Annotated in this window: 19 protein-coding genes; 14 read left to right on the forward strand and 5 right to left on the reverse strand. The window is 72.3% G+C overall.

Annotated features, from left to right (window positions below):
* Position 1 precedes the first annotated feature (1 nt).
* From DS079_RS04620 to DS079_RS04660, 9 genes are all read left to right on the forward strand, one after another.
* Positions 2–1,084 carry an ABC transporter substrate-binding protein gene (locus DS079_RS04620; RefSeq protein WP_126985280.1) on the forward strand — a complete coding sequence of 361 codons (1,083 nt, stop codon included), beginning with the start codon at positions 2–4 and terminating at the stop codon, positions 1,082–1,084.
* A complete protein-coding gene (locus tag DS079_RS04625) occupies positions 1,081–2,181 on the forward strand; it encodes a FecCD family ABC transporter permease (protein WP_126985282.1) in 1,101 nt (366 codons plus the stop codon). Before DS079_RS04620 ends, DS079_RS04625 begins: the two co-directional genes overlap by 4 nt.
* Positions 2,178–3,032, forward strand: coding sequence for an ABC transporter ATP-binding protein (locus tag DS079_RS04630; RefSeq protein WP_126985284.1), 855 nt, complete (start codon positions 2,178–2,180; stop codon positions 3,030–3,032). Before DS079_RS04625 ends, DS079_RS04630 begins: the two co-directional genes overlap by 4 nt.
* Positions 3,029–4,924: an FAD/NAD(P)-binding protein gene (locus DS079_RS04635; protein WP_126985286.1), complete on the forward strand. Its 1,896-nt coding sequence runs from the start codon at positions 3,029–3,031 to the stop codon at positions 4,922–4,924. Before DS079_RS04630 ends, DS079_RS04635 begins: the two co-directional genes overlap by 4 nt.
* Before the next feature lie 185 nt (positions 4,925–5,109).
* A complete protein-coding gene (locus DS079_RS04640) occupies positions 5,110–6,930 on the forward strand; it encodes an ABC transporter substrate-binding protein (RefSeq protein WP_126985288.1) in 1,821 nt (606 codons plus the stop codon).
* Positions 6,931–6,937: 7 nt separating this feature from the next.
* The gene (locus DS079_RS04645) at positions 6,938–7,948 is read left to right on the forward strand and encodes an ABC transporter permease (protein ID WP_062950601.1); all 1,011 of its coding nucleotides are present in this window, start codon (positions 6,938–6,940) and stop codon (positions 7,946–7,948) included.
* A gap of 1 nt (position 7,949) precedes the next feature.
* Positions 7,950–8,951, forward strand: coding sequence for an ABC transporter permease (locus tag DS079_RS04650; protein ID WP_126985290.1), 1,002 nt, complete (start codon positions 7,950–7,952; stop codon positions 8,949–8,951).
* Positions 8,948–9,892, forward strand: coding sequence for an ATP-binding cassette domain-containing protein (locus DS079_RS04655; RefSeq protein ID WP_126985292.1), 945 nt, complete (start codon positions 8,948–8,950; stop codon positions 9,890–9,892). The genes DS079_RS04650 and DS079_RS04655 overlap by 4 nt, the downstream gene beginning before the upstream one ends.
* Positions 9,889–10,713 (forward strand): ABC transporter ATP-binding protein, encoded by an 825-nt coding sequence (locus tag DS079_RS04660; RefSeq protein WP_126985294.1) that lies wholly within the window; start codon positions 9,889–9,891, stop codon positions 10,711–10,713. Before DS079_RS04655 ends, DS079_RS04660 begins: the two co-directional genes overlap by 4 nt.
* Here the strand turns inward: DS079_RS04660 and DS079_RS04665 are convergent.
* The 3 genes from DS079_RS04665 to DS079_RS04675 all read right to left on the reverse strand — a co-directional run bounded on the left by DS079_RS04665 (position 10,703) and on the right by DS079_RS04675 (position 13,541).
* The gene (locus DS079_RS04665) at positions 10,703–11,320 is read right to left on the reverse strand and encodes a TetR/AcrR family transcriptional regulator (RefSeq protein ID WP_126985296.1); all 618 of its coding nucleotides are present in this window, start codon (positions 11,318–11,320) and stop codon (positions 10,703–10,705) included. The two genes, DS079_RS04660 and DS079_RS04665, sit on opposite strands and share 11 nt — an antisense overlap.
* Positions 11,321–11,394: 74 nt before the next feature.
* The gene (locus DS079_RS04670) at positions 11,395–12,930 is read right to left on the reverse strand and encodes a UDP-N-acetylglucosamine 1-carboxyvinyltransferase (protein WP_010551739.1); all 1,536 of its coding nucleotides are present in this window, start codon (positions 12,928–12,930) and stop codon (positions 11,395–11,397) included.
* 83 nt (positions 12,931–13,013) lie between these two features.
* Positions 13,014–13,541, reverse strand: a complete 528-nt coding sequence (locus DS079_RS04675; protein WP_126985298.1) for an HNH endonuclease — start codon at positions 13,539–13,541, stop codon at positions 13,014–13,016.
* A 270-nt stretch (positions 13,542–13,811) separates the two neighbouring features.
* Here DS079_RS04675 and DS079_RS04680 point away from each other — a divergent pair, with 270 nt between their 5' ends.
* Complete coding sequence (locus DS079_RS04680; RefSeq protein WP_241237548.1) at positions 13,812–15,128, forward strand: hypothetical protein; 1,317 nt, start codon at positions 13,812–13,814, stop codon at positions 15,126–15,128.
* A gap of 203 nt (positions 15,129–15,331) precedes the next feature.
* On the opposite strand, the gene DS079_RS04685 is transcribed toward DS079_RS04680, so the two are convergent.
* Positions 15,332–16,744, reverse strand: coding sequence for a peptide MFS transporter (locus DS079_RS04685; RefSeq protein ID WP_241237567.1), 1,413 nt, complete (start codon positions 16,742–16,744; stop codon positions 15,332–15,334).
* Positions 16,745–16,972: 228 nt separating this feature from the next.
* Entirely contained in the window at positions 16,973–18,490 is a 1,518-nt protein-coding gene (locus DS079_RS04690) for a phytoene desaturase family protein (RefSeq protein ID WP_126985302.1), read from the reverse strand.
* Between the two features lie 111 nt (positions 18,491–18,601).
* Between DS079_RS04690 and DS079_RS04695 the strand changes: the two genes are divergently transcribed.
* The 4 genes from DS079_RS04695 (at position 18,602) to DS079_RS04710 (ending at position 22,952) form a co-directional block, all read left to right on the forward strand.
* Positions 18,602–19,465 (forward strand): siderophore-interacting protein, encoded by an 864-nt coding sequence (locus tag DS079_RS04695; RefSeq protein WP_164736108.1) that lies wholly within the window; start codon positions 18,602–18,604, stop codon positions 19,463–19,465.
* Between the two features lie 278 nt (positions 19,466–19,743).
* Positions 19,744–21,048 carry an O-acetylhomoserine aminocarboxypropyltransferase/cysteine synthase family protein gene (locus DS079_RS04700; protein ID WP_126985306.1) on the forward strand — a complete coding sequence of 435 codons (1,305 nt, stop codon included), beginning with the start codon at positions 19,744–19,746 and terminating at the stop codon, positions 21,046–21,048.
* Between the two features lie 50 nt (positions 21,049–21,098).
* Positions 21,099–22,214, forward strand: coding sequence for an FAD-dependent oxidoreductase (locus DS079_RS04705; RefSeq protein ID WP_164736109.1), 1,116 nt, complete (start codon positions 21,099–21,101; stop codon positions 22,212–22,214).
* Between the two features lie 9 nt (positions 22,215–22,223).
* On the forward strand, positions 22,224–22,952 hold the full coding sequence (locus DS079_RS04710) for a PIG-L deacetylase family protein (RefSeq protein WP_126985310.1): 729 nt from the start codon (positions 22,224–22,226) through the stop codon (positions 22,950–22,952).
* Positions 22,953–23,014: the final 62 nt, after the last annotated feature.

Raw genomic sequence — 23,014 nt, forward strand, 5'->3', positions numbered from 1 at the left:
CATGACCCACGCCAGTTCCCGCCCTCGCCCCACCCGGCGCACCCTGCTCGGCACCGCGCTGGCCGCCCTTCCCGTCCTGGGCCTCGCCGCGTGCGGCGAGGTGACCGTCGAGGGCGAGGCGGCCGGCACCGAGGAGCTCACCCTCACCGACGACCAGGGCCGCGAGGTGACCCTGCCCGGGCCCGCGCAGACCGCCGTGGTCGTCAACAGCTACTCCAACGAGTTCGTGCGCGCGATCGGCGCCGGCGACCGCGTCATCGGCGTGGACCGCGCCTCCCTGGACCGCCTGCCCTACCTCGAGCTGAGCGAGGAGCAGGTGATCGCCGAGGGGCTGGACCAGCTGAACTACGAGGCCATCGCCGAGCTCGCCCCGGACGTCGTGATCCTGCCGCGCAACGCCGTGTGGCAGGAGGCGCTCGAGCAGCTCTCTGCCTTCGACATCCCCGTCGTGATCGCCACCGCCTGGGACACCGAGGTGGTCGACGAGACCCTCACCCTGCTCGGGCAGGTCTTCGGCGTCGAGGACGGCGCGCAGAGCGTGCTCGACCTCCGCGCCGAGATCGACGCCCTGCTCCAAGAGTGGCTGGCCGAGGTCGAGCCCGTCACGGTGTACTTCGAGACGGTCGAGCCCTACCTCACCACCCTGCCCGGCTCCGGCTTCCACGCCATGATCGAGGCCGCCGGGGGACGCAACATCTTCGACGACGCTTCCGGGGGAGACGCCCAGGAGGAGCTGACCGTCGACCCCTCCGAGGTGGTGCTGCGCGATCCGCAGTTCGTGATGCACGAGTTCGAGCCCTCCGCCGAGCCCGTCGACCGCTTCGCAGCGCTGCGCGAGGATCTCGACGGCCGCCCCGGCTGGAGCGGCCTGAACGCCGTGGCCGAGGGGCGGGTCGCGATCGCCAACGGGTGGGCCACCAGCGCGCTGGGCAAGTCGATCGGTGCCGTCTACCTCGCCTCCTGGCTCCACCCCGAGCAGATGGAGGGCGTGGATCCCGACGAGTACCTCGAGCGCTGGGTGAGCGAGTTCCAGGACACCGAGCTGTCCGCTCCGGCCGACTACGTGCAGGGGCCGCAGGCATGACCGCGACCCTCCAGAAGCAGCCCGCCCCCGCGCCCGCCCCGTCCCCGGAGCCGAGCGATCCCAGCCGCGGCCGCGAGCTGCGCAAGTCCCTCGTCCTCGCCGCCGGCGCGGTCGTCTCCGTGATCGCCCTGATCGCCGCGGTCACCATCGGCACCGCCGGTGTGGGCTTCGACGATGTGCTCCGCTCGCTCCAGGTGAGCATCTTCGGCGGCACCATCAGTGCCGACTTCGCCTCCTCCTATGCGGTGATCACCCAGCTGCGCCTGCCGCGCGTGCTGCTCGCCTTCGCCGCCGGCGCCGCGCTGTCGGTCTCCGGCGTGCTCATGCAGGGACTGCTGCGCAACCCGCTGGTCAGCCCCTTCACCCTCGGCGTCTCGCCCGCCGCGGCCTTCGGGGCGGCGCTGGTGATCACCCTGGCCGGCACCAACCAGCTGCCCGCCTGGGCCACGATCGCCGGCGCGATGGTGATGGCGCTGGCCGTCTCCGCGATCGTGCTCGGCATCGCCACGGCCCGCCGCATGGCGGTGGCGACCCTGCTGCTGCTCGGCATCGCGATGACCCAGATCTTCGAGGCGCTCACCTCGGCGCTCCAGTTCACCGCCAACGAGAACACGCTCCAGGCCATCATCCGCTGGACCTTCGGCTCCGTGAACGACGCGACCTGGTCCGACGTGATCATCGTCGGCGTGATCACCGTGATCGCGGTGCCGGTGACGCTGCTGTTCTCCAAGGACCTCAACGCGATCGCCTTCGCGGGCGACGACGCCGCCCGCAGCTTCGGCGTGAACGTGGGACCGGTGCGTATCGGACTGATCGCCCTGTCCGTCACCCTCGCCGCCGTGGTCGTCTCCTTCTGCGGGATCATCGGCTTCGTGGGACTCGTCGGCCCGCACATCGCGCGCCTCGCGATCGGGGCCGACCACCGCCACCTGCTGCCCTTCGCCGCCCTCTCGGGCGGCCTGCTGCTGCTGATCGCCGACGCCGTGGGGCGCACCGTCATCGCCCCCGCCGTCGTGCCCGTCGGCATCGTGGTCGCCTTCATCGGCGGGCCCGTGTTCATCTACCTCATCCTCACGCGAAGGAACACCCTGAAGTGAGCCTCTCCGTCCAGCACCTGTCCTTCTCCTACGGCCCGCGCAGGATCCTCGAGGACGTCACCTTCGAGGTCGCGCCCGGAGCGTTCTGCGCGCTGCTCGGACCGAACGGCTCCGGCAAGTCCACCCTGGTCAAGGCCATCGCGGGCGTGCACCGCGCGAAGTCCGGCACCGTCACCGTCGAGGGGCGCGAGACCTCCTCCCTCGGCCGCCGCGAGCTCGCGAGAGTCGTCGGCTACGTGCCTCAGGCCGGGGACGCGCCCTTCGACCTCACCGTGCGGGAGGCCGTCATGCTCGGCCGCACCCCGCACTTCGGGATCGCCCCGCGCGCCGAGGACCGCGCGAAGGTCGAGGACGCGATCGCCCGGATGGGCCTCGGCGACCCCGCCGAGCGCTCCATGTCCGAGCTCTCCGGCGGACAGGCGCAGCGCGCCCTGATCGCCCGCGCCCTTGCCCAGGACACCCGCGTGCTGCTCCTGGACGAGCCCACCAGCGCCCTCGACCTCCGCTACCAGATCGAGACGCTCCAGCTGGTCCGTCAGATCACCCGCGAGGAGGGAATCAGCGCGCTCATCGCGATCCACGACCTCAACCACGCCGCGCGCTACTGCGACCAGATCGTCGTGCTCCACGGCGGCCGTCTGGTCGCCGACGGCAGCCCCGCGGAGGCGCTCCGGGTCCCTGTGCTGCGCAGCGTGTACGAGGTCGACGTGGAGGTCGACGCGCGCGAGGGCGCGGTCGAGGTGCGCCCCCGGGTCGACGCGGCCGGATTCACCCGCACCGGCGCACGCCTGGTCGAGCTCGACGAGCACGGCGGGATCCGCGCCGACGCCGTCGCCGTCGTGCCCCGATGAGCCCGGAGCACTTCGACGCGGTGATCGTCGGCGGCGGCCCTCGGGGCGTCGCCACCGTGCTGCGTCTGGCCGCGCGCGTCCGCGCCGAGGGAGCCGCGCCGCTGCGCGTCGCGCTCCTCGACGCCCTCGCGATCGGTCCCGGCGCGACCTGGCGCCTCGACCAGCCGGCGGCGTACCTCAACAACACCCAGGCCGACGCGACGACCGTCCACCCCGACGACTCGACCCGCATGAGCGGCCCGCCCGCCCCGGGGCCCGATCTCGTGGACTGGGCGCGGCGGGTCCGGGCCGAGGGCGCGCACCCGGCGGGGGATTGGGTGGTGGAGGAGGCGTCGGCGCTGACCGGCGCGACCTTCCCCACCCGGCGCCTGCAGGGCGTCTACTACCGCGACCAGCTCGAGGCCGCCGCGGAGACGGGCGCCGTCGTGCTCACCGAGGTCCTCGGCCGCGCCGTCGACCTCGAGGGCATGGGCGCGGAGCGCACCGTCGTGCTCGAGGACGGTCGCCGGCTGAGCGCGCCCGCCGTCGTCCTCGCCCAGGGGATGGTGCAGGGGCGGCGGAGCCGCGAGGTGGAGGAGCTGGCGGGCTTCGCCGCACGTCACGGCCTGCGCTACGTCGAGCCCGGCATGCCGGCGGAGCGCGACTTCACGGGCCTCCCCGCGGGGCAGGACGTGCTGGTGCGCGGGCTCGGCGCGAACCTCTTCGACGTCCTCGGACAGCTGGCCGAGGAGTGGGGCGGCGAGTTCGAGCCCGTTGAGGGCGATTTGCACGGCCGTCTGCGCTATCTGCCCAGCGGCCGAGAGCCGCGTCTGCTGGTCGGCTCGCGGCGCGGTGTCCCCTACCGCTCCAAGCCCGAAGGTGGGCGCTCCGTGCGCCCCTTCGTGCCGCGCTGGGCGAGCCCGGAGTGGTTCACGGCCCTCGCCGCCCGCGGCGGCATCGACTTCGCCGACGAGGTGTGGCCGGTGCTCGGCCGCGAGTTCGCCCGCGTCTACCTCGAGGCGCTGGGCGAGCTGCGCCCGCAGGCCGTCGGCGGCGACTGGCTCGCCGGACTCGAGGCCGCTTCGACCGTCGAGGAGATCGACGCGGTGCTCGAGGCCTCGATCGGTGAGGAGGAGTGGACCTGGGCCCTCGAGGAGCTGCATCGGCCCACCCGCGGCGAGGAGGTCGGCCCGGACGGCTGGGCCCGCCTGGTGCGCCGTCTGATCCGCGACGAGCTCGGCTCCATGTCCGATCCCTGGCGCCACCCCCGCGCCGCGGTCAACGGGGCGATGGGGGCGCTGCGGCGTGAGGTCGGTCGCCTCACCGCCCGCGGCGCCTTCACGGGCGTCTCGCTGGCCCGAGACGTGCTGGGATGGTTCGACGGCGACTCGCTCGCCCTCGCCTCGGGCCCGCCGGCGGAGCGGGTGCGCCTGGTGCTGGCGCTGCTGGAGGCAGGGGTGGTCGAGCTGCTCGGACCCGGCACCGCGGTCGAGGCCGACGAGGACGCGGGGCTCTTCCGCGCCTCCTCCGCCGTGACCGGCCGGGAGGTCTCCTCCGAGGTGCTGCTCGAGACGCGGATGTCCAAAGGGAAGGTCCCGGACACGGACGATCCGCTGCTGCGCGCCCTGCTGGACTCGGGCCGCGCCCGGATCCACACCGTGGACGGGGTGGAGACCCACTCGATGGAGGCGACCGGCGCGGAGATCGCCGAGGACGCCGAGGGCGGCCACAACCTGGTCTCCGCCGACGGGGAGGTCGATCCGGCGGTCGTGGTGCTCGGCATCCCCGCGCAGTCCACCCAGCCGGGCTCCGCGATCGGGGCGGCCCCGGGGGTGCCCTCGCCGCTGCTCGCGGGCGCGGACGTCGCGGCGCGGCAGGTCATCGCCCGGGCACGGGTGTCGGCGCGCCTCTGAGGACCTGTTCCGGGAGAGGGGCGTGCGCGTACGACCGCACCTAGCAGTGACCGAGGTCACGATCGTTATAGGACCGTGACGCCTACCAATGGAGGTTTTCGCGTCGGGCGAGGTTCAATTCCTGCACGGATCGACGGCGATCCGGCGCTCCAACGGCGGAGCGATTCCCGAGAGGCAGGTCTTCCATGTCCGAGTCTGCAGAATTCCCTCGTCCCGGCGCCTCGCGCCGCCGATTCCTCGCCGGCACCGGCGCGCTCGGCGGCGCGGCGGCCCTCGCCGCCTGCGGCGGCGCCACCGGCGGCGGAGGAGGGGGAGGAGGCGGCGGCGAGGAGCTCGTCGGCGTCGGCAACGGAGGCCAGGCCGGCACCGGCCGTGCGGGCGACGGCGCCGACCAGCTGTTCATCGCCGGCTTCCAGTGGAGCCCGCCCACCAACTTCAACACCTTCGCCGGCGCGCCGGCCTGGCCCGCCTCCGCGAACGTCGCCCAGTACATCTACGAGACGCTGCTGCGCTTCCACATCGTCACCGGCGAGCTGCTGCCGGGACTGGCCGCCTCGCACGAGATCACCGGCAGCGAGTCGATCACGCTGACACTCCAGGAGGGCATCACCTGGCACGACGGCAGCGAGTTCACGGCCGAGGACGTGCTGTACACCTTCGAGCTCGGCAAGATCGACCCCTCCCTGGGCGTCGCCGCCTTCTGGACCGAGGTCGACGAGATGACGGCCGACGGCAGCACGATCTCGATCGCGGTGAACAAGGAGCGCAAGAACGTCGGCGCCGTGCTGAACTCCCTGGCCACCCAGTTCATCGTCCCGAAGGCGGTGTTCGAGAAGGCCGCGCAGGAGACCGGGAACAAGATCGCCGGCTGGGAGACCACCGAGGCCATGGGTACCGGGCCCTTCACCCTCGAGCTCGCGGACCAGACCCAGATCATCCTCGCGCGCCACGAGGAGTACTGGGGCAAGGACTTCTACGGCGGCCTGCCCGCGATGACGAAGATCATCCACCCGATCTTCAAGTCCAACGAGGACGGCAACCTCAAGTTCCAGAACGGCGAGCTCGACGTGATGCAGCAGTTCGTCCCGCAGATCTGGAAGATGTGGGAGAGCGGCAAGCCGGTGGGCACCTACCTGCGCGAGAAGCCGTACTTCTCCCCGGGCTCGATGCCGATGCTGCTGATCAACACCACGAAGCCGGGCCTCGACGATCCCACTGTGCGCCGCGCACTCGCGCATGCGGTGGACTACGCCTCGATCGCGGAGACCGCCATGAGCGGCTACTCCTCCCAGGTGCTCGCCTCGCTGATCATCCCCGACGGCGCCGAGGACCAGTGGCTGGACCGCGACAAGGCCGCCGCCGACGGCTGGACATTCGACGCCGCGAAGGCCGAGTCCCTGCTCCAGGAAGCCGGCTACGCCAAGGGCGCCGACGGCTTCTACGCCAAGGACGGCCAGAAGCTCGGCCCCTGGAAGCTCATCACCCCGCAGGGCTGGACCGACTGGAACGCCGCCCTCGAGGTCGTCGCCAAGAACCTCCAGGCCATCGGTGTGGACGCCAGCACGAACTTCCCCCAGCAGGCGCAGACCCAGACCGCCATCCAGAACGGCGATTTCGACATGGCCTGCTGGTACGTCGCCGGCACCGGACCTTCCACCCCGTGGCAGCGCTTCAGCGACGTGATGAGCAACGTCGAGATGGCGGCGCTCGGCCAGACCGCCTACCGCAACTACGGCCGATGGGAGAACGGGGAGGTCAACGACCTGCTCGAGGCGGCGGCCGCCGCCTCCGACGACGCGACCAAGCTCGAGGCGCTCACGGCGCTGGACGACATCTACCGCGCCGAGGTGCCCGCCTTCCCGCTGATGTACCGTCCCGACGAGTTCTTCGAGTTCAACGCGAGCAACTGGTCGAACTGGCCCGCCGAGGACAACGACTACGCCCCGCCGATGTTCCGCGGCGCCGGCAACGAGTGGATCTTCCAGCTGAAGAAGATCGGCGGCTGAGCGTCCCGTGACCCTCGGCCGATACATCGCCCGCAAGTCGGGCTGGTACCTGGTCGCGCTGGTGGCAGCAGTGAGCCTCAACTTCCTGCTGCCCCGGCTCGTCCCGGGCAATCCCGTCGACGTCATCGTCTCGAACCTCGCCCGCGGAGGCTCCGTCACCGGCGAGCAGCAGAAGGCGATCTACGAAGGCTTCGTCGCCGAGTTCGGTCTGGACGCGCCCCTGTGGCAGCAGTTCCTGACCTACCTCGGCAAGGTGTTCTCCGGCGACCTGGGGACCTCGTTCGCCAACTACCCGGCCTCGGTCAACGACCTGATCGGCCAGGCCCTTCCCTGGTCGATCGCGGTGCAGCTGCCCGCGGTGCTGATCGGATGGATCGCCGGCAACCTGGTCGGCGCGATCGCGGCGTTCCGCGGCGGGAACTGGGACCGCAGCGTCTTCACCAGCGCCCTGTTCCTCTCCGCGATGCCGTACTACTGCCTCTCCATCCTCCTGCTGTACGGGTTCGCGGTGGTGGCGGGGATCTTCCCCGTCGGCGGCGCCTACTCGCTGGGGCTCACACCGGAGTTCTCCGTCGAGTTCCTCTGGGACGCGGTGAGCTATTACTGGCTGCCCTTCCTCTCACTGGTGGTCGTGTTCATCGGCGGGCAGGCGGTGGGCATGCGCTCCATGGCGATCTACGAGCTGGGCGGCGACTACGTCAACTACGCCCGCGCCATGGGCATCCGAGACAACAGGATCACCCAGTACATCTTCCGCAACGCGATGCTCCCGCAGATCACCGGGCTCGCGCTCGCGATCGGCACCCTCGTGGGAGGCGCGCTGATCACCGAGCTGGTCTTCAGCTATCCGGGGGTCGGGACCCTGCTGTTCAACGCGATCACGCAGAACGACTACCCGGTCATCCAGGCGGTCACGCTGATCATCACCGTCGCGGTGCTCGTGGCGAACTTCCTGGTGGAGATCGCCTACGGCATCATCGACCCGCGCATCCGCGCGGCGAGCGCAGGGGAGAAGTGACATGAGCACACCCAACGCCCCCGTCGCCGACGAGAAGGCCGTCCCGCGCGGCAACCCGTTCCGCTCCCTGAACTTCTCGGGACGGTTCTGGATCGCGCTGGTCCTCGTCGTCGGCGTGATCCTGCTGGGCCTGGCCGGCTACGTCTATCCCACCGGGCCCGGGGAGAAGGTCGCCTCGCTGTACGACCCGCCCGGAGCAGGTCTCCCGCTCGGATCGGACAACTTCGGCCACGACGTGCTCGCGGTGCTCATGGCCGGCACCCGCACCTCGCTGATCATCGGCCTGGTCGCGGGGATCGTCGCCACAGTCATCGGGGTGATCGTCGGCCTCGTCGCCGGCTACATCGGCGGCTGGTTCGAGGAGCTCCTCATGGGCGCCACCAACGTGGTCCTCGCGATCCCCTCGATCATCGTGCTGATCCTCATCTCGATCTCGCTGCCCCAGAGCAGCGTATGGTCGCTCGCGGTGGTCATCGGAATCACCTCGTGGCCCTGGACCGCCCGCGCCGTCCGCGCTCAGGCCTCGTCGGTCGCGACGAGGGAGCACATCGACGTGGCCCGGCTCTCCGGGGCACGGCTGCCCGGCATCCTCCTGCGGGACGTTCTGCCGTACATCCTGTCGTACACGGTCATGGCGTTCGTCCTGCAGGTCGCCGGCGCGATCCTCGCCGAGTCCGCCCTGTCGATGCTCGGCCTCGGCCCGTCGGGGGCGAACTCGCTGGGCATCCAGCTGCACTGGGCGCTCGCGTTCCAGGCCGTGGGCGGCGGTGCCTGGTGGGCCTTCCTCCCTCCGACGATCGTGCTCACGCTCGTGTCGTTCGGCTTCCTGCTCCTGCAGTCCAGCCTCGACGAGGTGTTCAATCCGCGCCTGCGTCGCGGAAAGCGCAAGCAGATGAAGCAGGCGGCGGCCCGGCGCGCGGAGGAGGCGAGGCTGCTCGCCGAGCAGACGGCCCGCACCGTGCAGGGCCCCGCAGGCGCACCACGAGGGAAGGAGCTCGCATGAGCCACGACGACGCCGCCCCCGCCCGCATGGAGCGGGCGGTCCTCGCCCGAGCACACGACATCCGCTGCGTCTACGGCGGCGGGGAGGAGGACTTCACCGCCGTGGACGGGGTCTCCCTCGAGCTCGGAGAGGGGGAGATCCTGGGACTGGCCGGGGAGTCCGGCTGCGGGAAGACGACTCTGGGCAACGCCCTGGCGATGATCGCGACCCCGCCGCTGTACGTCCTGTCCGGCACCCTCGAGATCGACGGGGAGAGCATCGATCTCTCCACCCTCTCGGTCGCGGACCTGAAGCGCCACCGCCCTTATCGGGGACGGACCGTGTCGATGCTGCCGCAGGGGGCGATGAACTCCATCAGCCCCACCCTGCGGATCCGAAGCCTCGTGCACGACGTGATGCGGGCCCACGACCCGAGGGTGAGCCGGGACGAGGCGCTCGACCTCGCCCGGGACCGGCTGAAGATGCTCGAGATGCCGGTGCGGGTGCTCGACTCCTACGCGCACCAGCTCTCCGGCGGGATGAAGCAGCGCATGATCACGGTGATCTCCACGCTGCAGAACCCCAGGCTGCTGATCGCGGACGAGCCCACCTCAGCGCTCGACGTCTCCAGCCAGCGGATGCTGGTGGAGATGCTGCTGGCGATGGTGGAGCATCGGATCATGTCGGGCGTCGTCTTCGTGACGCACGACCTCCCGGTGCTCTCGCAGGTCTCGGACCGGCTCGCCATCATGAGCGCCGGGAGGATCGTCGAGACCGGACCCACCCGTCGGCTCGTCGAGCAGCCGGAGCACGACTACACCAGGACGCTGCTGTCCTCGGTGCTGGACCCCAGCCGGGAGACCTGGGAGCGGGGAAGGCGGCGCGCCGGCCTCGACGCTGGCGCCGCCGGCCCCGCCGCTCCTGCAGCGCCCGCGCCCGAGAAGGAGGTGGGGGCCCGATGATCGAGACCCCCGAGATGATCACCCGCAGCCGCACGGAGCGCGAGGTGCTGCTGTCCTGCGCGAACGTGACCAAGGAGTTCTCGGTCGCCGGCGGCACCGTGGTCGCGGTCGACGACGTCAGCCTCGAGTTCCCCGAGGCGAGCGTGCTCGCCGTGGTGGGGGAGTCGGGCTCGGGCAAGTCGACCCTCGCCCGCATGCTGCTGCGTCTGATGCCCGTCACCTCGGGCACCATCGCGTTCCGCGGCCAGGACGTCACCTCCCTGTCCGGGAAGGGACTGCGGGACTACTGGTCGGAGGTGCAGGCGGTCTTCCAGGACCCCTTCGCCTCCTTCAACCAGTTCTTCACCGTCGGCTCCCTGCTGCGGCGCAGCCTCGCGCTCGCGAGGATCCCCTCCGACGAGGCCGATGCGCTGATCGAGGAGTGCCTGGGCTACGTGGACATGCGCCCTCGCGACGTGCTCCACAAGTTCCCGCACCAGATGTCCGGCGGCCAGCGCCAGCGCATCATGATCGCGCGGGCGCTGATGATGCGGCCCAAGGTGCTGCTGGCCGACGAGGCGACCAGCATGCTGGACGCGACGCTGCGGGTGAACGTGCTGAACGTGCTGCACGACCTGCGCAGCGAGCTTGGCCTGACGGTCCTGTTCATCACGCATGACATCGGCCAGGCCTGCTATCTGGCGGACCGGGTCGCGGTGATGGAGCGGGGCAGGGTCGTCGAGCGCGGGTCGACGGAGGAGGTCATCTTCGCGCCGCAGGCCGAGTACACCCGGCGCCTGCTCTCCGACGTCCCCGACCTGCGCGGCAGCCTCAGGACGTAGCCGGGGGAGCCAGCAGCACGGAGAAGGTCGCCAGGGTGCGCTCGAGCTCGACCGAGGGCTCGAGCAGCCACTGGATCTGCAGGCCGTCGGACGCTGCGATGAGGAGGGCCGCCATATCGGCGGGCTCGACGTCGTCGCGGACCGTTCCGGCGGCCTGTTCTGCGGCCAGGCGCTCGGTCAGCTCCGTGCGGATGCGCTCGAAGCGGTCGGTGAAGAACTCGTTCGAGGGCGTGCCGTCGGCGGCCAGCGCCGAGGCGACCAGCGTCGTGTACAGCTCGACCATGCCGGGCACGCCGATGTTGATCATCGCGGCCTTGACCAGCACGTCCACCGCCGACTCCGCGGCGTCGCCCGAGGTGTCGCGCTTCGCCTCGGCGTGCTCGTACACCGCCACCAGCAGCTGCTCGCGGGAGTCGAAGTAGTGCAGCAGCGCTGCATGGGACACCCCGATCGCCGTCGCGATCCGGCGCAGCGAGGTGCCGTCGGCCCCCCGCTCGCGGAACACCTCGGCGGCCCGCTCGAGGATCTCCTGCCGGCGGGCGACGCCCTTCTCGTACGAGCCGGCCCGTCCGATGACGGGCCGGGCGCGCTTCTCCTCGCTGGTCATCCGTCGATCCTATCCAGGCCGGGACCGGGCTCCCGCACGACCCACCGGACGGTCGGCCGCGCGGGAGGGACCGCTCAGATGTCGCGGAAGGTCTCGATGCGCGCGCCGAGCTTGTTCAGGCGCTCGGCGAGGTCCTCGTAGCCGCGGTTGATGACGTAGACGTTGCGCAGCACGGAGGTGCCCTTCGCGGCGAGCATCGCCAGCAGGATCACGACCGCCGGACGCAGCGCGGGCGGGCACACCAGCTCCGCGCCGGACCAGCGGGTGGGCCCCTCGAGGAGCACGCGGTGCGGGTCCATGAGCTTCACGTTCGCGCCGAGCTTGGTGAGCTCGGTGAGGTAGATCGCGCGGTTCTCGTACACCCAGTCGTGCAGCAGCGTCTGCCCCTGCGCGGTCGCCCCGATCACGGCGAAGAAGGGCAGGTTGTCGATGTTCAGGCCCGGGAAGGGCATGGGGTGGATCTTGTCCGCCGGGGCGCGCAGGTCGCTGGGATGGGTGGTGATGTCCACCAGGCGGGTCTTCCCGTTCTCCGCCAGGTACTCCTCGGAGCGGTCGTAGCGCAGGCCCATCTCCTCCAGCAGGGCGAGCTCGATCTCCATGAACTCGATCGGCACGCGGCGCACGGTGATCGAGGAGCGGGTGACGATCGCGGCGGAGATCAGGCTCATCGCCTCGATCGGGTCCTCGCTCGGGGCGTAGTCGACGTCGGTCGAGATCGAGGAGGTGCCGTGGACGACCAGGGTGGTGGTGCCGATGCCCTGGATCCGCACGCCGAGCTTCTCGAGGAAGAAGCACAGGTCCTGGACCATGTAGTTCGGGCTCGCGTTGCGGATGATCGTCTCGCCCTCGTACAGGGCGGCGGCCAGCAGGGCGTTCTCCGTGACGGTGTCGCCGCGCTCGGTGAGCACGATCGGGCGGGTCGGGCCGGTGCCGACGGCGGTGGTCGCCTGGTAGTTGTGGTCGGTCGCGACGACGTCCAGGCCGAAGTGGCGCAGCGCCGTCATGTGGGGCTCGACGGTGCGGGTGCCCAGGTCGCAGCCCCCGGCGTAGGGGAGCTGGAACTTCCCCGCGCGGTGCAGCAGCGGTCCCAGGAACATGATGATCGAGCGGGTGCGGCGCGCGGCGCCCTCGTCGATCGAGCTGAGGTCGAGGGTCGCGGGGACGCGCAGCTCGAGGTCGCCCAGCTCGTTCAGCCAGGTGGCCTTCACGCCGATGGAGGTCAGCACCTCGAGCAGGCGGTTGACCTCCTCGATGCGGGCGACCTTGCGCAGCACGGTGGTGCCGGTGTTCAGCAGCGAGGCGCACAGCAGCGCGACGCCGGCGTTCTTGGAGCTCTTCACGTCGATCGCGCCGGAGAGCGTGGTCTCACCGTGCACGCGCAGGTGGCTCGGGCCCGAGGTGCCCATGCCCACGATCTCCGAGTCCAGGGCCCTGCCGATCCGGGAGATCATCTCCAGGGTGAGGTTCTGCTGGCCCTTCTCGATGCGGTTGATCGCGCTCTGGCTGGTGCCGAGGGTCGTGGCGAGCTGGGCCTGCGTGAGACCGGACTGCTGGCGCGCGTCGCGCACCAGAGCGCCGATCCGGGGGAGGAACTCCGTGGTCTCAGTCATGCGCCGACAGTAACTCATAGATGAGATACGAGCAGGTCGCGGCCGGTGCGTTCCTGGTCACGTCGGCCGGCGCCGCGCCCTGATCAGGCGCCGAGCAGCACCGGGAGGTCCTCGACGTGTCCTCCCACCCGGTAGGAGACGGCCGGATCGTAGGGCGCGAAGCGCAGCGGCATCCCGGCCTCCGCGGGGGTGCGGTCCGCCTTGCGGTTGTTGCACCCCTTGCACGCCGAGACGAGGTTCGTCCAGGAGGAGCGACCTCCGCGGGAGACGGGCAGGATGTGGTCCACGGTGGCCAGCAGCGCCTCGCACGCCGGCGCGCGCGAGACGCTGCGGCCGCAGTACGCGCAGGTCCAGTGGTCCCGCTCGTGGACGGCGCGATAGCTGAAGCCGACGGAGCGGCGCCCCGCCCCCTCGACCCAGGCGCCGCTCAGCTCGCGGGTGAGCTCGAGGGCGAGGGGCACGATCCGCTCGTCGACCACCGTGAGCTCGACGGGCACGGCGACCTCGCGCCGGATCATCCCCATCGCGTGGCGCACGGTGGTGGTGTGCAGCAGCTCGCCGATCCCGGTCCCCGGGTCGTAGCCGAGGTTGTAGACCCTGACCTGCGGCATCGCATCGCCTCCTTCCCGTCGTCGTCGAGGTGTGACGGCCCGGGAGCGCTGGAGGGGCTCGAGGACCGAGCACGTGCATCGTCCCCCGCCGGGGCGGGCGGGTCCATCGGATTCTCGCGGGCCCGCACGACGGGAGGGTGACGACCGCCTGCACAGCGCGCGAACAGCGCGTGCCGCGCCCGTACGCAGAAGCTGCTGGACGCGGGGTCGCTCCGGCGCGGCGGCCTCTGAGCGCTGGATTCCCCGGCGGCGGGACGGCATGCTGGGGGAATGGTGCAGCAGGAGCAGGGACGGGAGGAGCGGGACCGCGTGCTGTCCGAGTACGGGGCCTGGCGCCTGCGGACCGACGAGGACGCCCCCGCGCTGGAGGAGGTGCGCACCCTGGAGACCCTGCTGCGGCTGAAGGCCGAGCGGCTGGGGAGCCCGGAGGTGGGGCTGTGGACCGCCGCACTCACCCGGGAGCTGCTGACCGAGGTGGTGCCCCGCACCGTCGTCCAGCCGCGCGAGCAGCTGATGGACATGGTGCCGGTGCTGCGACGCCTGATCGACTTCCTCGTCGAGACCGGCCGATGGGCGCCCGGCTCGATGCGAGGGGCCGAGGCGCCGGCGCTGCTGCACGATCTCGAGTTCGCCGCGCTCGAGGCCGCCGACGATCCCACCCGCCGCTCCTTCTCCACCAACGTGCTGGGCCACGGGCTCTCGCTCGGGGTGGACCTCGAGGACGAGGAGGCGCTCGCGGACTACCTGCACTGGTTCCACTCCCTGCCCGACGCGGAGCGCCTGGCCGTCTCCGGCACCGGCCGGCTCGCGCAGCCCTCGACGCCCTTCGACCCGCTGCTCGAGCGCGCGCTGCGCCGCCGCGACGAGGCGGAGGAGCGGGACTGGCCCTGGTTCCTGCCGGCCCTCGAGGACGACGGCGAGCCGCTCGGCGAGCTTGCCGAGCAGGAGGGCGTCGGCCCCTATCTCGACTGCCCCCTGGTGCGGCGGGCCGTGGGCGTCCTGGAGGTGGTCGGCGAGGGACGGCGCGCGACCGCGACCGGCGCGCCGGGGAGGGAGACCACCGCGGAGCTGCTCGAGCACCTCGGCCTCGACGGCGGCGCCCGCAGCCTCTGGGACCGGCCGGAGCTGGCCGGGGTGTGGACCACGCTGCTGGACGGCGGCTGGCTCGAGCTCGCGGACGGCCGGGTCCGCGCCGCCGTCGGCCCGGTCCCGGCGGCAGCGCCGGAGAACGCCGAGGGCTTCGTCGAGTTCGGGCACGCCCTGATCACCGCCGCGCTGCTGGGCCGTCAGACCCGCGGCGCCGAGGACGGCGGGTTCCGCGGCATGCCCGACACCATCGCGGCGCTCCTGGTGGCCTGCGGGGACGAGGGGCTGCGCCTCCCGCCCGGGCCGGAGCTGCCGCCCCCGGAGCACGAGCCCCGCGCCCTCGCGCGGATGCTGCACGTCATGCACGACGTCGGCGACCTCGCCGACTGCGGGGTGCTCACCCACGAGGAGGGCGTGTTCCGCGGCGGGTCGGCGGTGATGCTCGCGCTCGTCGGCCTGCTGCGTCGCGACGGGGAGGCGGACCGGAGCGACCGGCCCTGATGCTATACGGCGGCCGGGGAATCCAGGACACGCGTCATCGTCGCCGGGACCCCGCCGCTCCACGGTGACTCCATGGCAACCTCCGAAGCGCGCCCCCCGCCGGTCCTCGACAGCTGAGGACCGGGCGGACCGTCCCCGACAGCACGGGAACCGCCCCACCCGGAGGTGGAGCGGCTCCCGGAGCTGCGCACGAGCGGGGTCGGTCAGCGCACCCCGCGCATGGCCCGGCCGACGGGCTTCGCGACCAGCAGCATGAGCACGCCGATCGCGATGGTCACGGCGCCGAGCACGCCGAAGTAGCCCACCTCGTTCTCCGCGGAGTAGAAGCCGGCGAGCGCACCGGAGAGCGCGGTGCCGAGCGCCACGGAGAGGTTGTACAGCGCCATCATCATCACCGGGTACGAGCGCGGCGCGAGCTTCGTGGCCAGCGAGAGGCCGACGGGGGAGAGCCACAGCTCGCCGACGGTCGCCACCAGCATGATCATCGCGATCCAGAGCACCGGCACCGAGACGACGGCGGCCATCGGCAGGAACAGCAGGAAGGCCGAGCCCATCAGGATGATGCCCACGCCGAACTTGCGCGGGGTGATCGGCTGACGGGTGCCGAGCTTCGTCCACAGCGCCGCCATCACCGGGGCGAGCACGATGATGAAGAACGGGTTGAAGGACTGCACCCACGAGATCGGCATCTCCCAGCCGAGGATCTCGCGGTTCAGGCGCGTGTCGGAGTACAGGGTGATGACCGTGAACTGCTGCTGGAACAGCGCGAAGAACGCGGCCGTGCCGATGAACAGCGGGATGAAGGACACCACGCGCGAGCGCTCGTCGGAGTCGAGCTTCTTCGAGGCGAGCAGGATCGCGAAGATGACGACGGCGCCGACGACGGCGAGGGCCGCGACGACGGTCGCGAGGTTCTGGGCGTTCAGCACGCCGGTCGCGGCGAGCACTGCCACGAGGACCACGGCGCCGACGGCGATCAGGGCCCACAGGGGTCGCTGCGCGCGGGGCAGCGGATCCGGGACGGTGTGCACGCTCGCAGGAAGTCCCTTGCGGGTCAGCACGTACTGCAGAAGGCCGATCGCCATGCCGACCGCGGCGAGGCCGAAGCCGAGGTGGAAGCCCCACTGCTGCTGGGCGATGCCCGTCACCAGCGGACCGAGCAGGCCGCCGATGTTGATGCCCATGTAGTAGATCGAGAAGCCGGCGTCGCGGCGCGGGTCGTCGCGCGTGTACAGCGCGCCGACCAGCGTGGCGGCGGTGGACTTCAGACCACCCGAGCCCACGCCCACCAGCAGCAGGCCGAGGCCGAGGCCGACCACGCCCGGGACCAGCGCCAGGGCGATGTGGCCGAACATGATCATCACGGCGGAGCCGAAGAGGGTCTTCTCCGGACCGAGCAGGCGGTCGGAGACGAGCGCGCCGAGGATCGAGAAGAGGTAGACGGAGCCGCCGTAGGCGCCGACGATGCCGAGGGCAGTGCCCTCGTCGATGCCGAGACCGCCGTCGGTCGCGGCGAAGTACATGTAGATCGCGAGGATGCCCTGCATGCCGTAGAAGCTGAAGCGCTCCCACAGCTCGACGCTGAACAGGTTCGCGAGCGGGCCGGGCTGGCCCATGAAGGTGCGGCCGCTGGGGTTGTGCGCCTCAGGCGTGTCGGCGGGGTCCACGGCGACCCCGGCGGCGTCGCCGGGCGTCCGCTCAGGGGGCTGGACGGAGGGATCTGGAGGGGTCGGAGAATTCACGGTGAGCCATCCTGCGCCTCACCCGTTCACGGTGCAACGCGGCGACCGGGCGATGTGAGCAGTCCATCCCATCCCGCTGAGCAGAATGCGGGATCCGATCCCTCAGACTGATGACTCCTGTGCTCGCCCCGGGGTGGGGGCGAGGCTCGGCAGCTCCCGAATCCCGAACTCCGATCGCAGCACGCGGGAGGCCGCGTGCAGCCCCGCCATCCCGTGCACGCCCGGCCCCGGAGGCGTCGCCGAGGAGCACAGGTACCAGCCGGTGCGGTCCAGGCGGTAGGGGTCCGGCAGCGGGGTGGGCCGCGCGATCATTCGCGCCATCGTCACCCTGCCCTGGGAGATGTCGCCGCCGACGAGGGCAGGGTTGTGGTGGATCATCTCCGCCGCGGGCACGGCGCGGGAGGCGACGACGAGGTCGCGGAAACCGGGGGCGAAGCGCTCGATCTGCGCGGTGACGCGCTCGGTCGGGTCGGTGCGGTCCCCGGCCGGTGCATGCGCATAGGCCCACAGCGGTCGCAGCCCGTCCCGGACCCGGCCCGGGTCGACCACGGCCGGGTCGCTGACCAGGGTGAGAGGACGGTCGGGGAAGCGCCCGGAGGCGACCTCCGCCTCGGTGCGGGCCATCTCGGCGCGGGTGCCGCCCAGATGCTGGGTCCCGGCGCGGCCGACGTCGGGATCCCGCCACGGCACCGGACCGGACAGCACGAAGTCGACCTTCGCGGCGCCGTCCCCGTGGGGGACCCTCCGCAGCATCGCCTCCAGGGGGCGGGGGAGACGGTTGGTGAGGACGTCCGCGGCGGCGGGCGCGGGGATGTCCAGCAGCACGGCGCGGGCCGGGGGCACGTCCCGCCAGGTCCGCACATGGTGCCCGGAGGTCACGGTCCCTCCGTGGGCGCGCAGGTCCGCCACCAGCGCGTCGACGATCGCCTGGGAGCCGCCGACGGGGATCGGCCAGCCCACTCCGTGCGCGATGGTGCCCAGCAACGAGGCGGTGGCGCCGAGCGCGAGGGAGGGCAGCTGTCCGATCGCGTGCGCCGCCACCCCGGTGAGCAGGGCGCGGGCGCGCTCGGTGCGGAAGGGGAGGTCCCAGGCCGGGGTCCCCTGGAGGGCGACCAGCGCACCGAACAGCGGGGCGGTGCGCAGGGTCCGCGGGGTCAGCAGCGCGGAGGGCACCGAGCGCTTGTCCCCGAGGGCGAGCTCGACGACGAGGTCCTGGTCGCGGGAGAGCGTGCCCAGCAGCGCGCGCCAGGCCGGCCCGTCGGCGCCGAGACCGTCGGCGGTCCGCTCCACGTCCCGCCAGGCGATCGCGGCGGGGGTGTCGTCGAGCGGCTGCGCGTAGGAGGCCTCGGGGGCGATCGCGCGCACGCCGCGCGCGGCGAGGTCGAACTCCGCGAAGAAGGGGCTGGCGAGGGCGAGAGGGTGCACTGCGGAGCAGAGGTCGTGGACGATGCCGGGCGCGAGGCCCAGGTCGAGGGTGCGCGCCCCGCCGCCGATCGTCTCCTGCGACTCGAGGACATGGACCGCGAGACCGGCCCGGGCCAGGGTGACCGCGGCCGCGAGACCGTTCGGGCCGGAGCCCACGACGACGACGTCCGTCTCTGCGGCGGGCGAGGTGCTCATGCGTGCCAGCCTAGTGGGCCGCGATGCGACAGGGCAGGGCGCACGTCCCGAGGCGCGGACGGGAGCCCGGCACGGATTTACGTAATGCGTAAGTAGCGTAATGTGGAGGGCATGCAGACCACCACCGCCCAGTCCCCGTCCGTCGAGGCGCCCGCCGCGCGCCGTCCCCGGGCGCCGCGCCCCCAGGCCGTGCTCGAGGTGCTGGGCAAGACCCGCATCTCCCCGCGCCTGCTGCGCCTCACCCTCGGCGGCGAGGGCTTCAGCACCCTGCACCGCAACGAGCAGACCGACGCGTACGTGAAGCTCCTCCTTCCCGCACCCGGCTCCGGTCTGCAGCCCCCGTACGACCTCGACGCCCTGCGCGCGGAGAGCCCCGAGCTGCTCCCGACCCGCCGCACCTACACCGTGCGCCGCTGGGACGATGCGGCGCAGACGATCGAGATCGACGTGGTCCTGCACGGCGAGTCCGGCGAGGACGACCACGGCGTCGCCGCCCGCTGGGCCGACGAGGCCCAGCCCGGCGACCTCATCGCCATGAACGGCGCCGGCGGCGGCTGGTCGCCCGCGGCGGACGCGACGAGCCACCTGCTCATCGGCGACCACGCCGCGCTGCCCGCGATCGCCGCCGGCCTCGAGGCGATGGACCCGGACGCCCGAGGTCTGGCCCTGATCCACCTGGACCACGACGAGGACCGCCTCGAGCTCGAGCACCCCGAGGGCGTCGAGCTGCGCTGGGTGCTCGGCGCGCGCGAGCAGCTGCTCGACGAGGTCGCGGCGCTGGACCTCTCGGACCACGAGGGCCTGGACGTCTTCTGCCACGTCGAGCGCGGCATCACGAAGCAGCTGCGTCGTCTCCTGGTCAAGGACGCCGGCATCCCCCGCGAGCAGATCTCGATCTCCGCCTACTGGGCGCTGGGACGCATCGAGGACCAGTTCCAGGCCGAGAAGCGCGAGCCCATCGGGGCCATCGACTGAGCGACGTACTGCGAGGAACGAGCGGTAGGAGCTCAGTCAAGAGGGACGGAGTCTGAGCGACGTACTGCGAGGGACGAGCGGTAGGAGCTCAGTCAAGAGGGACGGAGTCTGAGCGACGTACTGCGAGGGACGAGCGGTAGGAGCTCAGTCAGGTGAGCGGAGTTTGAGTCGGCGCGGCTGACACCGCGCCATACTTCGTCACGCTTCTCGCCGCGCCCGCCCGCGCCGCCGCACGATGGACCGCACAGGACGGACATCGAGCACGGCAGGGAGGCGCCATGAGCACCGCAGGCATCCACGCGGGCTGGACGCGGGCAGACACGCACCGCGCCCTCACCCCACCGATCTACGCCTCGAGCGCCTATGCGCAGACCAGCCACTCGTCCCTGCGCGCCCTGTTCGAGCGACGTGCCGACGGCTTCGCCTACTCCCGCTCGGGGAATCCCACCACCGAGGTCCTCGAGCAGCGGATCACGGCGCTCGAGGGCGGGATCGGGGCGATCGCCGTCGCCTCCGGACAGGCCGCCACGACGATCGCGCTGTGCGCCCTCGCGGCTCCCGGCGGGCACGTCGTCGCCTCCTCGCGCCTCTACGGCGGCACCACCGAACTGCTCGACGACACCCTCGCCGACCTCGGAGTGACCACCACCGTGGCGGACCCCTGGGACCTCGAGGCGTGGGAGGCGGCGTTCACCCCGCACACCCGCGCCGCGATCGTCGAGTCGATCGCGAACCCGGGAGCGCAGCTGCTGGACCTCGACGCCCTCACCGCCATCGCCCATGCCCATGACGTCCCGGTGATCGTCGACTCGACCCTCGCCAGCCCCGCCCTCTACCGTCCCGGCGACCACGGTGCCGACGTCGTCGTCCACTCCGCCACGAAGTACCTGTGCGGCCACGGCACCACGATCGCGGGCCTGATCGTGGACACCGGACGCTTCGACCCGCGGCGATGTCCCGAGCGCTGGGAGCGCCTGACCACCCGCAACCGCCGCTTCGGCGTCACCTTCGCCGACGAGTACGCGCGCGGCGGCTCGGGGCTGCTCGCCTACGCCCGCGCCAAGTACGTCACCGATCTCGGGGCGACCCTGCCCGCGACCAGCGCCCAGCAGATCCTCGTCGGCATCGAGACGCTCGACCTGCGCCTGCGCAAGATCAGCACCGACGCGACCACGCTCGCCGGACGTCTCGCCGCCGCCGGCGAGGTGGCCGAGGTGCACCATCCCTCTCTCCCCGGCCGGCCCGACCGGCATCTCGTCGCCCGGGACTTCCCCCGCGGCACCTCGGGCGTGTTCTCGATCGACCTGCACGGCGGCGAGGACGCGGCGGCGGCCTTCTGCGACGCGCTGGAGCTGTGGTCCCTCGCCGTGAACCTGGGCGATGCCCGGTCGCTGGTCTGCCATCCGGCGAGCACCACCCACTCCCATCTCACCCCCGCCCAGCGGGAGGCCTGCGGGGTGAGCGAGGGGACCGTGCGCCTCAGCGTCGGCCTCGAGGACCTCGAGGACCTCTGGGGGGACCTCTCCCGCGGGCTCGACGCCGCCCGCGCCGTCCTGCCGGAGGCGCGCGCCGTCCCGGCGTGAGCCTGCTCGCCTCCGGGAACACCGCAGGCCGCAGCCGGGTTGAGCCGGACATGGAACTCCTCGACGCCGTCGTGATCGGGGCTGGGCAGGCCGGCCTCTCCGCCGCCTACCATCTGCGCCGACGCGGTATGGAGGACGTCGTCGTACTCGACGCCGAGGACGGGCCCGGCGGGGCCTGGCGCCACCGCTGGGACAGCCTCACCATGGCCACCGTCAACGGGATCCGCGAGCTGCCCGACGCCCCGGCCCCGGGGGTCGGCGGCGACGTCCCCGCGAACGTCGCGGTGCCCGACTACTTCGCCGAGTTCGAGGCGCGGACGGGGCTCGAGATCCGTCGGCCCGTGCGCGTCACCCGTGTCGAGGAGGATCCGGCGGGTGCGGGGCAGCGGCAGGGGCCCCTGCTGGTCCGTGCGGTGGGGGCCGATGGACGGGCGCTGCCCGTGCTGCGCACCCGTGCGGTGCTGAATGCGACCGGCACCTGGACCCGTCCCTTCGTGCCCGCAGTCCCCGGCGCGGCGGAGTTCCGCGGGCGGCAGCTGCACACCGCCGAGTACGTCGCCGCTGACGAGTTCGCCGGGCAGCGGGTCGCGGTGGTCGGCGGCGGGATCAGCGCGCTCGGCCACCTGCAGGAGATCGCCGAGGTGGGCGAGACCCGCTGGTACACGCGCCGCGAGCCGATCTTCCGCGAGGACGAGTTCACCGAGGAGGCCGGGCGCGAGGCCGTCGCCGGGGTGTGGGACGCGGTGCGGGAGGGACGCCCCGTCGGCAGCGTCGTCTCCCACACCGGGCTGCTGTGGACCCCGGCGCTGCGCCGCGCCGCACGCCGCGGGATCCTGGACCGTCGGCCGATGTTCTCCCGGATCGTGCCGGGCGGTGTGATCGAGGCCGACGGGACGCGCACCCCGGTGGACGCGATCCTCTGGGCCACCGGGTTCCGGCACGAGCTGCGCCACCTGCGACCGCTGGGACTGACCGGCCCGCTCGGCGGGATCGCGATGGACGGCACCGCCGTCGCCGCCGATCCCCGCATCCACCTCGTCGGCCACGGCCCGGGCGCCTCCACCATCGGGGCGAACCGTGCCGGGCGCGCGGCCGTGAACCGCCTGGTCCGCGACCTCGAGGCCGGGCTCGGCGCCTCTCTCGACCGGGAGCTCGTCCGCGCCTAGGGTGGCGCCATGGATGCTCCCATCGCCCTTCCCCCGCTGCCCGAGGACGGACTGCAGCGCGTGCTGTGCGTCGTCGCGCACCCCGATGACATGGAGTACGGCGCCTCCGCCGCCGTCGCCGCCTGGACCGCCGCAGGCGTGGAGGTGACCTACCTGCTGCTGACCCGCGGCGAGGCCGGGATGGCGGAGCCGCCCGAGATCGTCGCGCCGCTGCGCGAGACGGAGCAGCGCAGCGCCTGCGCACAGGTGGGCGTCGAGGACCTGCGCCATCTCGACCACCCCGACGGGATGCTCGAGGGCTCGCTCGCGCTGCGCCGCGACATCGCCCGCGTGATCCGGCAGGCGCGCCCCGACCTGGTGCTCACCGCGAACTTCGAGGTCGAGGCGTACGGCGGGCTGAACCAGGCCGACCACCGGGTCGCGGGCCTCGCCGCCGTCGACGCCTGCCGCGACGCCGCGAACCCGTGGGTGTTCCGCGAGCTGGCCGAGCAGGAGCATCTCGCGCCCTGGGGCACGAGGACGCTCGCGGTGGCCGGGCACCCCGACCCCACCCACGCCAAGCCCGTCGGACAGCGCGAGGTCGACGCCGCGGTCGCCTCCCTGCGCGCGCACGAGGGCTATCTCGCGCACGTCACCGACCATCCCGCCCCGGAGGAGTTCATCCCGGAGATCCTCCGCCAGGGCGGTGCCGCCGCCGGCACGGACCACGCCGTCGTGCTGCGCGTGCACGAGCTCTGAGCGCGGGACCGAACGGTCGGCCGCCCCCTGGCCGCCCGGCGTGCAGGCTCCTACGGTGGGGA

Source organism: Brachybacterium paraconglomeratum (assembly GCF_003994255.1).
GTDB classification, from domain to species: domain Bacteria; phylum Actinomycetota; class Actinomycetes; order Actinomycetales; family Dermabacteraceae; genus Brachybacterium; species Brachybacterium conglomeratum.